General features: G+C 59.3%; 9 protein-coding genes and 1 pseudogene. 4 read left to right on the forward strand and 6 right to left on the reverse strand.

Features of this window, described 5'->3' with window-relative positions; genetic code table 11:
- Positions 1 to 26: 26 nt before the first annotated feature.
- Both OS914_RS12615 and OS914_RS12620 read right to left on the reverse strand, forming a co-directional pair.
- Positions 27 to 2,753 (reverse strand): helix-turn-helix transcriptional regulator, encoded by a 2,727-nt coding sequence (locus OS914_RS12615; protein ID WP_267546415.1) that lies wholly within the window; start codon positions 2,751 to 2,753, stop codon positions 27 to 29.
- Positions 2,754 to 2,921: 168 nt separating this feature from the next.
- Complete coding sequence (locus OS914_RS12620; protein ID WP_324290657.1) at positions 2,922 to 3,131, reverse strand: hypothetical protein; 210 nt, start codon at positions 3,129 to 3,131, stop codon at positions 2,922 to 2,924.
- A gap of 210 nt (positions 3,132 to 3,341) precedes the next feature.
- On the opposite strand from OS914_RS12620, the gene istA reads away from it, so the two are divergent.
- Together istA and OS914_RS12630 are read left to right on the forward strand one after the other, a co-directional pair.
- Positions 3,342 to 4,892, forward strand: a complete 1,551-nt coding sequence (gene istA, locus OS914_RS12625) for an IS21 family transposase (RefSeq protein WP_267546416.1) — start codon at positions 3,342 to 3,344, stop codon at positions 4,890 to 4,892.
- A complete protein-coding gene (locus tag OS914_RS12630) occupies positions 4,889 to 5,638 on the forward strand; it encodes an ATP-binding protein (RefSeq protein ID WP_267546417.1) in 750 nt (249 codons plus the stop codon). The genes istA and OS914_RS12630 overlap by 4 nt, the downstream gene beginning before the upstream one ends.
- A gap of 108 nt (positions 5,639 to 5,746) precedes the next feature.
- Here OS914_RS12630 and OS914_RS12635 read toward each other — a convergent pair.
- Positions 5,747 to 6,031, reverse strand: a pseudogene (locus OS914_RS12635) (IS3-like element ISAar46 family transposase); the annotation flags it as partial.
- A 369-nt stretch (positions 6,032 to 6,400) separates the two neighbouring features.
- Here OS914_RS12635 and OS914_RS12640 point away from each other — a divergent pair.
- A complete protein-coding gene (locus tag OS914_RS12640; RefSeq protein ID WP_267546418.1) occupies positions 6,401 to 6,805 on the forward strand; it encodes a site-specific integrase in 405 nt (134 codons plus the stop codon).
- Positions 6,806 to 7,058: 253 nt separating this feature from the next.
- Here OS914_RS12640 and OS914_RS12645 read toward each other — a convergent pair whose 3' ends face one another.
- Positions 7,059 to 8,183: a hypothetical protein gene (locus tag OS914_RS12645; protein WP_420713948.1), complete on the reverse strand. Its 1,125-nt coding sequence runs from the start codon at positions 8,181 to 8,183 to the stop codon at positions 7,059 to 7,061.
- Between the two features lie 661 nt (positions 8,184 to 8,844).
- Here OS914_RS12645 and OS914_RS12650 point away from each other — a divergent pair.
- Positions 8,845 to 10,152 carry a UDP-glucose dehydrogenase family protein gene (locus tag OS914_RS12650; RefSeq protein WP_267546419.1) on the forward strand — a complete coding sequence of 436 codons (1,308 nt, stop codon included), beginning with the start codon at positions 8,845 to 8,847 and terminating at the stop codon, positions 10,150 to 10,152.
- Between the two features lie 29 nt (positions 10,153 to 10,181).
- Here OS914_RS12650 and OS914_RS12655 read toward each other — a convergent pair whose 3' ends face one another.
- On the reverse strand, positions 10,182 to 11,615 hold the full coding sequence (locus tag OS914_RS12655) for a glycerophosphodiester phosphodiesterase (RefSeq protein WP_267546420.1): 1,434 nt from the start codon (positions 11,613 to 11,615) through the stop codon (positions 10,182 to 10,184).
- A 53-nt stretch (positions 11,616 to 11,668) separates the two neighbouring features.
- On the reverse strand, positions 11,669 to 12,931 hold the full coding sequence (locus OS914_RS12660) for a hypothetical protein (protein WP_267546421.1): 1,263 nt from the start codon (positions 12,929 to 12,931) through the stop codon (positions 11,669 to 11,671).
- Between the last annotated feature and the right edge of the window lie 16 nt (positions 12,932 to 12,947).

Raw genomic sequence — 12,947 nt, forward strand, 5'->3', positions numbered from 1 at the left:
GCAGCCCAGCACTCCACCTTTTCCGGCTAGAGACGCCCAAGGAGGTCCCCCCGTGTCCTGACGTCCAACTTCGAAAAAATTTGATACAGGTGTCCCTCCACGGTTCTGACGGAGACCTCCAGTGCCAGCGCGATATCCCTATTCGAGGCCCCTCCGCCGGCCAGGAGGGCGATTTCGCGTTCCCGGGCGGTCAGTGATAACGAACCGTCGGTTTGGACGACCGGATGCATGGGCAAGATCGCCTCGATGGCGTCCAGGCGACTCTGGGCTGTCCGCAGAGTATTACGATTTCCACACCGGCGTGCCACCTCAACGGCGTGGGCAGTGAATTTCGCCACAGCCGCATCCAGCCGAAGGCTTTGAGCCAGGTCTGCGGCCTGTAGGAATGCAAGCGGATCTTTCGTCCGAGTCCCCCGCACAAAAAGGATCCCGATCTCGGCTAGAGTTCCCTGCCGACGCTGGGCTGTGTGTTCAATCAGCACCTCTACCCGTTCACTCCCCGCGACCGACGCTCCCATGAGGGCAATACCTGCGGGCACGACAAGCCCGCGTTCGATGTCGGCAACGGCAGTGTCAATCAGTGTTACCGCGGCGTTTGAATCTCCGGTCCACAGTCTGGCCATCAGGGCACAGTTTCCAGCCAGCGAGTGTGCCAACCACGAAAAGGGTCCCGTGCAGGTACTCATCCGGGCAAGGTATTTCAGTACACGTTCTCTGTCGCCGAGCTGGGCGTAGGCGTAGGCAGCCACCGCGTAGGCAACATAAAGGTGGCCGTTCGAGGAGCGTAATTCCAGTTGCGCCACCGCCCCCAACAGGGGCGCCAACGCCTCAGTTGCGCGACCGGCGTACGCCAGCACCAGACCCATCGCGAGTTCCGCCTGTCCCCCTTGGTTTTGCAGCTTCGCCGTCGGTCCAGACATGCCATTGACGAGCAGGCTGACGCATTCCTCCCACCTACCCAGATAGAACAAGGACAGAAATTCGCGCCGCGCGTGCTGGACACGACATGCCTCCGCACTACCTAGACCGCCGAGCTGCGGGGAGATCTCATCGATGAGGGCGGCAGCGTCCAGCTCCCGCCCGGTCAGCGCCCACGACTCGCTAAGAAGACTTCCCGCGGCAAGCCGGAACGCAGTATCGTCCGTGTCCGAACGATAAATCTCCTCCAGCCTGGGTGCTATCGCCGCATACTCACCTTGGAATACCGCAACGTCGAATTTCACCAGCTCCAGCCGGTGTGCGCCCCGTTCCAACTCCGTCAGGATCCGGGGAACCGCGGTCGCACGCAGGGCGGATATTCTCGCCGTTGCAGTTTCCACGACTGTTAGAACGTCGGCTGGACCATTGCTCATCGGCAGCAGTGCCTCACACAGGGCCACGACGTAGTCGATGTATTCAAGCGGGCCCAGCAGCTCAATCTGCCGCGCTGACACGTCCCGGACCTCCCGCAGCGCAGATGACGCATCTAAAAGCAGCAGATGTGCGGCAGCCTTGACTACCTGGCCCGCAACCCACAACGGGTCCAGTCGAGGGATATTTGTCGCAGCACGCAGGGCGAAGTGCGGATCGTAAAGCTGAATTGCGATCCGGGCCGAGGATAATGCTGCGACCGGCTCCAGCACAGCCCCGCAATCCTGGGTCCACGACGCGTGGGCGAGAATATCGTCCACACTCATCACCGACGTATCGGCTTTGAGGACACGGACCATCCGAGCGTGCAACTCCCGGCTCCGGCCTGCAGGAACCCACCGCCGGACAATATCGGCTGCATAGTGTTCACGTAACGCAATCCATTGCTGCGTCGAGCCCTCAACGCTGATTAGGCCATCGTCCTCCATGGATGAAAGCTCGGCGGCTCCGAACATATCCACTGCCACCTTCAGCGGTAACCGTCGCGCCAGTGCGAGGACTTCCAGAACTTCCCGAGTCGCTTCGTCGGCACCGGCCCACGTGGTTTTAAACAGGTCCTCTACACTGTCTCCATATGTGGGCAGTTCCTTGAGAACCCAGGTCTCCTCCCGCAGGATCAGGTTTCCGGTACGTTCTTGCTCGGAGGTCAACGCATGCAGGATGCGCGCATTCCCCCGCGACAGTGAATGCAGCACGGCCACCGTACCGGAGCTGACGTTATTGCCCAATGTTCCGTGCAGAACCGTCTTCGTCTGCGCCAACGTGAAGGGATCAAGGTCGATTTGCACGAGTTCGCCGGTGTCCAGAAAATAGAGCAGGTCCGCTGGGACCAGGCCAGTGTCGCGGGTTAGTACGATGAGGCGGACCGTCCCCGAGGCCAGCAAGTGAAGAACGACGGCAATGCTCAGTTCATCCATGAACTGAACGTTATCGAGGACGAGAAAAACTCGCTTACCCCCGGCGTCTTCATCAATAGCGGCGGCGATGCCGGCGATGACGGACCGTGGGTTATCTAGAGCATGCAGCGGCACACGTGCCAGCATGAAGCCCAAATATCCGTACGGCAGATCCTTGCTGAAGCGCTCTCCACGTAAGTACACCTGGTGGACATCACCGGAGAAGCCGAGGCAGGCACGGGCGAATGCGGACTTGCCGGCGCCGGCGTCGCCCGTGACAAGCACTCCAAGTTTATCGCTGTCGGCCAGAGTCTGCCGCACGACGTTGATCTCCGCTTCGCGGGCCGTCCTAAGGGCCCTGCCGCGTTCTAGGACGTCATGCACCTTTGGGCGTAAGCCCCCTACTCCGGTGTCACCGGAAACGGAAACTTCTCTCCACAACTGCATGCACGTGCCCCCCAAACTCTCACAAGAGCCCCGCGGGTCTGGCCGACTCCGCGCTTGTTGGAAGACTACCCCGCCACAGGAGCCTTAAACCAGAGAGTGAGTTGAATAAAGAGACACGAAACAACGTATCACACGCCATGACAAATATTACGCCTAGGCTGACCGTTTTTACTTGGCCGTAATGTCCGCTGTGGGGCTCAACCACGCTCCCGCGCGGTGTGAGGAGAAGTCCTCTAAGACGTGGGTTGCTGCGTCCGAGCGGCTCGGCGCCCGACCGACACCCACGCGAAAACGGTAGTAATCCTGGCTGCCCAGTGAGCTGGAGATACCGCGGAGCCCGTTGTGGACGCCTTCTCGCAACTTTTCAAGTTGAACCATACCAACGGGAGCTAGGCGGCTCCGGTTGTGGTGGTTTTCATTGGTCGGTTAGTTGAATATTGGCTTCCGAGGGGCCACGTGTGGTGCGGGTCGGAGCCACCTCCATAAACCACGGATCGTGTCGTTCAGCGCCACGATTGGTGTGGTTGAGAGCCACCTGAAAAGCTCCTCCCACCATGTGATGGCCACGTGGTGGAAGGAGTACGGGTAATGGTACGGAAGATCAAGGCGAAACTTGTCTTGCAGTTACGAAATCAGGGGTTGTCGGGCAGGGCGATGGCCTCGGCGCAGGGCATCGCCCGCAATAGCGTCCAGGCAGTGCTTGATTCGGCGGACCGCCTCGGCCTCGGCTGGGATGACGTCGAGGAAATGCCGGAGGCCGAGGTGTATGCGGCGTTGTTTCCGGGCCGCGGGGTGCACGAGAGCGTGTTCGCGCAGCCAGACTGGGTCCGAATTCACACCGAGCTGGCCCGGGTCGGGGTGACGTTGAAGCTCCTCCATCAGGAGTATGTTGACGCGACTTCAAAGGCGCAGGCAACGATGAGTTATGACCGGTTCTGCCGGCTTTATGGCGACTACGCCGCGGTGTCGGGGGCGACGTCGCGGGTCGGGCATAAAGCTGGCCGCAGTATCGAGGTCGACTGGTCCGGGCCCACGATGCAGCTGCTGGATCCGGCCACGGGCGAGATGTCGAAGGTGTACTTGTTCGTCGCCTGCCTGCCCTTCAGCCGGTATGCGTTCGTGGAAGCCTGCCTGGATATGCGGCAGGAGTCGTGGCTGCGCGCCCACACCTCGATGTTCACCTTCTTCGGCGCCAGCGTCCCGCGCCTGGTGCCAGACAACCTGAAGACCGGGGTCATCTCCCACCCGAAGGAGGGCGAAGTCGTCCTCAATGACGCTTACCGGGAGATGGCGGCGCACTACTCGGCCGCCGTACTCCCCGGCAGAGTGAGACACCCTCGAGACAAGAGCAGTGCCGAGAACACGGTCTCCCACGTCGCGACCTGGGTCATCGCGGGCTTGCGGCATGAGCAGTTTACGTCGCTGCCGCAGTTGCTCACCCGGATTTATGAACAGATCGATTCCTATAATCGGCAGCCATTCCAGAAACGCGACGGGTCCAGGCTGAGCGTGTTCACCACGGAGGAGAAACCGTTGCTGCAACCGCTTCCGGCGGCGCCGTTCGAGATCAGCTCGTGGTCCTACAAGCGAAAGGTGAACAAGAACGCTCACGTGGTTTGGGCGAGGAACTTCTACTCCGTTCCTTTCAGCCACATCGGCGCCCTGGTGGACCTTCGCGTCACCGAGACGATGCTGGAGGTCTATCGGGGTGATGAGCGCCTGACCAGCCACCTGCTGCTGCCAGCGAGCACAACGAACCAGTATCAGACGAACGCCGCCGACCTGCCAGAAGGCCGCAGCTTCCTGGCCTGGGATCGGGCCCGGATCGAGGAGTGGGCGGCACGGATGGGACCGGCGACCGTCACGGTGATCGGGAAGATCTTCGAGACCGTATTCATCGACGAGGCCGGCTTCGACGCGGCGCTGGCCGTGTTGCGCCTCTCGCGCCGGTTCCCTCCGGCCCGACTCGAAGCAGCCTGTCAGCTCGCGCTGCGGGGCCAGGTCCGCTCTCCGCGCTACGCCCATTTGCGACCGATCCTCGACACTGGGCAGGACAAAACCGGACACACCTCCGAACCGGAACCGGATGATGGCGGCTATGTCCGCGGCGGCGCCTACTACGCCGGAGGCCCCCGATGAGCGCGCTGGATGGAGAGACCAAACGCAAGCTCCGCGAGATGAACGCTGGCGAGCTGCTGGAGGCGATCGATACCCAGGACGAGACCTTGTCGATCAGTTTGACGTTCGAGGAGCGGGTCCGGCTGGTAGTCGATGACGCCTACTCGACCTTCATGCATTCCAAGGTTGAAGGGTTGATCCGGCGGGCGGGGCTGCGTTATCCGAACGCGGATTTGCGCCGCATCGACCTGCTCGACGAGCGCGGCCTGAACCGGCAAGTGCTGACCCAGCTCGGCACCTGCTCGTTCGTGGCCCGGCAGCAGAACGTCGTCTTCCAGGGGTTCACCGGGTCGGGGAAGTCGTATCTGGGATGCGCGATTGGTAAACGCGCCTGCGAACACCGAATCCGGGCCCACTACGTCCGCATGCCCGACCTCGAGGAAGCCTGGGTCGCCGCCCAGGACACCACCGGCGGCGCCGGCAAGTTCCTGCGGAAGTATGCAGCATTCACGTTGCTCGTGATCGACGAGTGGTTGCTGGACCGGCCGACGGAATCGATGCGGACCATGCTGCTGGAGTTGATGGAGCGCCGTTACGGCGAAACGTCGACGGTGTTCTGCACCCAGTATTCGCAGAAAGACTGGCACCAGCGGCTCGGCTCCGGTGTTCACGCCGACGCGATCATGGACCGGATCATCCACAACACGATCTGGGTTGAGACCGGCACCTACAACATGAGGGAGCAGACCGCCCTCACCAGCGCTTAACGATCGGGCCGAGGGCCAGTGGCTCCCAACCACACCACCACTGGCTCTCTTCCGCACGATCGCTGGCTCTGAACCGCACGATCGGGTGGCTCTCAAGGCATCAAATACTCAGTTAATCAACGCTTCGTCGTGTAGTGCGAGGATTTTCGGGCCAGTGTTGGTGGTGTAGCGTTCAGGGATTCTGGCACGGGCTGCAGCCAGCGTTGCCGAGCGTTCCTTGGCTATGTCGGTGGCGTAGCCAAAGTGGACATGCGCAGGGGTGTGAAAGCCGATCCCGGAGTGCTGGTGGGTGTGGTTGCACCATTCCACGAAGCCGCTGATGAAGGTTGATGCGTCGTGGACGGAGGCGACGCGCGGGAAGTCCGGCCCGTATTTTAGGGTCTTGAACAGCGATTATGCCGAGCCGGTGATTATGCCGAGTATAAGCCCTTCTGCTCGTGTTAGTGCTGGTCAGGGGCTGCCGCGGCTTGAATTGCTCGGCATAATCACGTGTTCGTTTGATGCCTGCTCTGTACGGGATTGTCGTTCAGAGGAGGCAGAGATGACGAAGCGAATGTCGGCAGGAGATGTTGGTCCGCTTTCGATGTGTGCGGAAGGATTCCGGGAGGATCTGGAAGGCAGGGGCTATACACCGGACTCGGCTCGCTGAAGGCTGAGGCAATACGCAGCGCTGGATCCTTGGTTGCGGGAGCAGCATCTGGCCGCCTGCGATCTCGATGCCGCCTGCGTGGAACGGTTGGTCACGGCTCGACGGGCAAGGGGTTGAAGACGTTTATAGCGGTGGTCAATTTTGCGCTTCTGCTCGCGTATTTGCACGCGATCGGCGTGGTGCCTGAGGCCCGTGCACCTGTTGATCAGTTCTTACGGATTCTGGAGCAGTATCGCAGCTATCTGGTCACCGAGCGCGGTCTTGCCGAGAGCTCGATACCAGTGACCTTCCATGTTGCTGAAAGTCTCTGCAGGACGTTGGATCATCGGCTCGAGGAGCACTCGCCTGCCGAGGTCAGCGCGTATGTCGCGGCACTCTCGGCACGTTCCAGTGCCGGGTGGTCCAAGAAGACGGTGAGCGCGTTGGTCTCGTTTCTGCGTTTCCTCGACGTCACGGGCATCACCGCCGAACTGCTCGTTGCGGCCTTGCCGAAGCTCGCGGGCGTGGCCTCGCCGTAATCCGATGAGCATCAGGACTAGGCTGTCAAGGGGCTCGGGCAACACAATGGATTCACCGCCGAGGCGGATCCGCACGTCGCTTCCGGCGACGTCGATATGGTCGAGAGTGAGCCGACTAATCTTGGCCGCGAATCGACGGATTCCAAAGCGATGACGATATCCCCTCATCGATTAAGTCATCTTATTGATTCCTAATTGTCCCCCGGTCCGCCACCCTGGCGATGGCGGACTCTTCCACGGTTTAGCAGCCTGCTTAACGCGAAAGACCCACCACGATGTCCAATGGTCCCTTCCATACCGTTTTGGCACTGTATCCGGCGGCGCGAAGAAGCGCATCGTCGGCCCGAGCAGCATCAACGGGATAGTCGAGTCGGCGAATCACCCAAACGGTCTTGACGCCGTTCGCGTTATCCATCGATCCCGCCAGCAGTTTAGAGTAGCCATCAAGGGTGCCGCTGTCAGCACCTGAAACGTCTGCTGTGAGATCCTTGAGGCCTGTAAAGTCGCCAGGGTAAGCAATTGCAATTCTGCGCAGCGTTAATCCGACTGTCGGGCTGTTCGAGGGGTAGCGCGGGCTGAAATAGACGCCGTCTCCCGGTTCAGCATGCTCATGGACAAACATGGCCACGCTGTTCCAATCCGTCCCATTTTTGGCGTACGGCTGTCGCTGTGAAATGTAGACCGGAGCGGCGAGCAGCAGCACGAGTATGCCAACAGATACCTGCAACCGCCGCCATTGTATGAGACGCAGCCCCACACCCAATAGGAGGGCGATGGCTGGAGTGGTGAAAGTGAGGTATCTCGGGTTGTACATGGGATGGACCAGCAGCGAATAGATACCAATGGCAAGGGTAGGAAGCAGTATCGGAGGCAGCAGCCACGAGAGCCAATACCGGAGGCCTTCCCTCGAATCGGAGCAGACAATCCGCAATAATGCGTATAGCATGAGAAGCCAGCAGACGCAGGCCAGAGCAACTGATGCTGGTTTCCACAGCGATTCGAAGACAGATCCAGGGAAGTTCACTGTGGGCGTCCCTCCCAGGAACCACTGATTGACGACGACGTTGCGGGCCCACCGTAGAACGCTCAGACTTTCGTCACCGATTTGTCCACTCTGACGTGCCGAAAGAAGCAGGACGGGCGTGGCCACGGCAGACCCGGCCGCTGATGCGAGCAGCCAGTGCCAACGATGCCTCCAACCGATTCCAGGCAATGACAAGAGAGTCAGCCCATGCGAGGCAACCAGCAGTAGCAAATACAGATTGATGCCGACGGAGAATGCCACCAGCACCGCATATCCCATCCAAGTCCAGACGTTGTGTCGCCGCAAGGCGACTACAAGAACAACTGTCAGCCAAACGGCGGCAAGCGCGCTCAACGCGTACGATCGGGCCTCGATGCCGGCCCAGGATACTCGCGGCAGAATAGCAAACACCAAGGCGCCAACGACTCCGAGACGACGGTCGTGCCAACTCCGGCCTAGCCAATAGACACCTATGGCTGCGCCCCCGATGGCCATCGCGCTGGGCAAGCGAAGGGAAAAGGGAGACTGTCCAAATGCGCCTATCCAAAAATGTAACAACATGTAGTACAAGCCGTGTACTGCATCGACGTGCTGCAGAAGGTACCATAGCTCGGACAGGCTCCGGGTTGATGCCGAAATTGTGGCCGACTCATCCGTCCAAAGCGACACCTGCCACGAACCCGCGGCCGCGAGAAAAGTGGCACCTAAGCCAATCGACACGGCTAAGGTCCAGTCCCGCCTTTGCATGGCTTCATTGCCTGGCAACGAGCTAAAACCATGGTGGTGCCGTGCGTTTGCTGCCAACCCATTCAGAGGTCTACGTGGACGAGCGGGGTGTGACATGATCCTCCTCAAGCACCGGTGCCGCTGAGTTTCCTGCTGTATCCAAGGTTGCCCCATTGTTACATGACTCGATTGCGGGATCCGTCCGAAACTGAAGATCTTTCCCAACCATAGTGGCCAGACGCTCAGTTAGACTCACTGCAACCCGGTCACCACTGTCAAAGGTAGGAAAATGCGCATTTCGGTCATTGGTTGCGGTTATCTGGGAGCTGTTCACGCAGGGTGCATGGCGGATCTGGGCCACCAGGTCATCGGGGTCGACACGGATGCGGCAAAAGTTGATGCACTGAATGCAGGCAACGCACCATTTTTCGAGCCCGGTATGCCCAAGCTGCTGGCCGACGGGCTCGCCTCGGGGCGACTGAAATTTACCACTGATGTCGCGGCTGCTGCGGGTTGCAAAGTGCACTTTATTGCGGTCGGAACGCCGCAGAAGAAAGGGGAAAACGGCGCGGATCTGCGTTTTGTGGACGCGGCCGTTGAAAGCCTGCTTCCGGTCCTGCGTCCGGGCGATGTTGTCGTCGGTAAATCAACGGTCCCGGTGGGTACTGCCAGCCGGCTTACGGCCATGATCCATGAAGTGGCTCCAGAAACGGCGTTGGTTTGGAACCCCGAATTTCTGCGGGAGGGATTCGCTGTCGCGGACACGCTGGCGCCGGACCGTTTGGTCTACGGCATCGCGGCGGGTGGTGAACCCGCAGCTGCAGTGCTGGATGGCGTCTACAGTTCAGCGCTTGATGCCGACACGCCCCGGATCATGACGGACTATGCGACCTCTGAGCTGGTCAAAGTTGCAGCCAATGCCTTTCTCGCAACGAAGATTTCCTTTATTAATGCAATGGCGGAGGTATGTGAGGTTGCGGGGGCCGACGTTTCCCAGCTCGCCGATGCGATCGGTCACGACCCCCGCATCGGACGCCGCTTCCTCAACGCAGGCTTAGGGTTTGGCGGCGGTTGCCTCCCGAAGGACATCAGGGCATTTATGGCCCGGGCCGGCGAATTGGGAGCTGACCAGGCTCTGACTTTCCTGCGGGAGGTTGATTCGATTAATATGCGTCGGCGCGCCCGCACCGTAGATTTAGCGAGGGAGGTTTGCGGTGGTAGCCTGCTGGGCAAGCGAATCGCGGTATTGGGACTGGCTTTTAAGCCAGATTCTGATGATGTCCGGGACTCCCCTGCGCTCAGCGTCGCCGCACAGCTTCAGCTTCAAGGGGCCTCAGTGATTGCATCCGATCCTAAGGCCGTGGCGAATTCTGCCAAACGCTTCCCGGAGCTGGTCTTTGCATACACGGTGGAGGAGGCGGTCCAGGACGCAGATGCCATCATGGTGCTGACCGAATGGGACGAATACCGCAACCTTGACCCCCACCATGTCGCCGGGTTCGTGGCCACGCCCGTCGTCGTGGATGGACGGAACTGTCTTGATCCGCTCAAATGGCGGTCAGCGGGTTGGACATACCGTGCGCTTGGACGCCCGTAGACGATCCTAAACGGGTCTCAGCGGCGCTTCTAAACAGGGTCAATCGTGATCGCCCGGAACTCCACGGGAAACTCACCGTTGTACGCCTTACATAGCGAAAAGTATCCTCCGCGGATCGACGTATTCTTGGTCACCCGCACATAGTCGGCGCTGCCCGTTCGGGCAATTTTTATAGATGTTGGATCTATTGTAACCTTCAGCTCAATCCATTCTCCGGCGCTCGGTGGCCGAGTAGGTAGCTTGAAGAGGACACTGTTCCTCACGTCCGCGTCATTTCGGGTAGATAGGGTAAGAGTCCCGCGGGCATCCAAGAGCAGATGATACCCACCCCGGCCTATGGCCAGTGGAAGATATGGCTCGTCGGTCAGCTGGCCGAACGCTACACCCGCCCCCCCGGACGGAACCACGCGATCCGGCCAACGCATTTGGAACCCCAATGCATAAGCTTCGCGCGCCACCGGGCACAAGGAACCCATAGAGTAGCTTTGATCCTCTCCGTCGACAAGTGCTATTGACGATGATGCCGGAGAAATCGGCGGCTGGAACTTCCAATTGATGATCGACGGCAGGTCTCCTGAATTTCTTCTGCCCGTCGCAAACGTATCCCGATGTGCATTGGCTATGTCTTTCGGAACGTAAGGAATGTTAGCGCACATCAAACCTTGCACCCCTAGTTTTATGAGACGGTCCCGCATCCAACGGGTGTGGACCTCCCAAGCAATGGTCGGTTTTCCATAGCCAACTAGCGTCAGAACGTCGTTGTCAGAGGCAGTATGGTATATCCCTAAGAGGTCATAATTGGGCGCATACTTCGGGAACTGCCCATCCGTTCCATCCATGAAGTAGCCCCAGGTCTTATATCCTCGCTCACGGGCATCACGATACGACTTGAGCCCTGCGGGTTGCTTCCAGACAAAATGGCTGGTTGAATCCCGATAGGTGTCCATCAGGTCGAGAAGAGTCTTGGTATTTGTGCCCTGTTTGTCTTCCAAAAAAATCACATTGTTCGCCGCGTGAGCGTCCAGGACTTCTTTCAGAAGTGGAATCCGCTCCGGGGCAGTTGCTGGCCCAAGCCATTGACGGGCATCAGTCCGCAGGGCAGCGACGGTTGCGTACGTCTGCTCGACAATATTAAGATCGGCGCCCGTCATACGAAGCAAGTTGGTGTCATGATGGCAGATGAGTGTGCCGTCGGCAGTGGCTTGGACGGAGACCTCGATCGCCTTGGCTCCCGCCGCTAGAGCCGAGGAATAAGCCAACTCCGTGTGTTCCGTCCAGTTGTCTCCGGAACCACGATGTGCAATATAAAACGGAGTAGACCCCAGTAGGCCGTCCACTGTAGATCGCGGCGCCGTCCGAGGCACTTGAGCTTCTGCAGCGCATGCGCCAAGCAGAAAGACTGAGGAGGTGGCCAGGAGGAACCGGCGTCGGCTCACCTCGATTTTCGACACTGTGGGATCCATAGCCGCTGTGTATCCTTCCGGTCCGAAGCGGATTTTACCTAGTTTTGACACACTCAGTCACCCCCGTACATTGCCGTGGATGTTTTGGGATCCCCACCCGGCGATGGTAACAACCGGGGCAGAACGGCCAGCCCAACGGTCAGCGCCATACTGGTAATGGATGTGTAGAGCGGGCTGAAGAACACATTCCACAACGAATTGACACAGAGGAACAAGACCAGCGAACTCGCACGGCGGTGAGTAATGGAGACGATAATCCAACGAACCGTAACCAGCACGATAGCAGCGGCCAGTAACAGACCGGGTATACCGAACAATACCCATAGATCGGCCGCCACCGAGTGAAGCTCGAAATGGGTTCCGAACATGTAACGTTCCACGTAGCCATTGTTCGGCTGGTAGTTGATGACAGCCATCCCCGTTTTGGCCACTGCAACGTCTTCCAGGGAAGGCATCACTCCGACCCCAAAACCCCAGGGATGCGATTGGAATAGGGCGTACGATGCTGCCATTTCTGGCCTTGCCCCCAGCAGAAGTGAACCCGTGAGGTTAATTTGTTCGACAGAGCGTTGTTGTGCTGCTTCGCCGAGATACCCGTCAATGAGCAGACTGGTCCCACCTTCGTATGTGATCATCACCAGCATGGCGAAGGCCAAAACCGTCTTTGTTACGGACCTCCGCCTGGTTCGTCCAATCGGAATCAATTGCCATGCCACCAGTATGAGAGTAAGCCCCAACATGGCAAACAGCGACCTCGAATCATGGAGACCGGACATTGCCGCCAATGCGAGCAACACACCTATCTCGACGTAGCCTCGGCACTGCCGAAATCGGATGGCAGCATATCCGCAGAGCGATAACGCGAGGACAATCACCGGAATTGAGTAGCCGAACTTCCACGGATTTTCGGCAGCCATACCGTCCCGGGAAACCCCCAGGAGTAAACCCATGCCATATGCCAGCCCAATGACCCAGACAGGCATGAGGTGCCTCGCCCAGACAACCACCGCTATGGAGAGCAAAAAGCCCATCAGGAGTACTGAATTATTGAATAGCGAGTTTTGGTCCAGCTGATGGGAAGCCGAACTCCAGCCCAACAGCCAGAAACCGGTAATGACTGCCAGGACTCCAAGGAGCAACAGTGGAACCGCACCGCGGTACTTTTTCAACTTTGGCAGCCACACCGGCGCGAGAATAGCTGCAGCGACGTATCCGACGCTAATTGTGTGATTGAACTGTACCCGCATCCCGAGAAGGACGAGTGTAAGGAAAGCCAATGAAACCGTGGCGCGCCGCCACGTCAAACCCCATTCCATGTCACGAGGCTCCGGC

It is taken from the genome of Arthrobacter endolithicus (assembly GCF_026627425.1).
Lineage (GTDB): Bacteria > Actinomycetota > Actinomycetes > Actinomycetales > Micrococcaceae > Arthrobacter_M.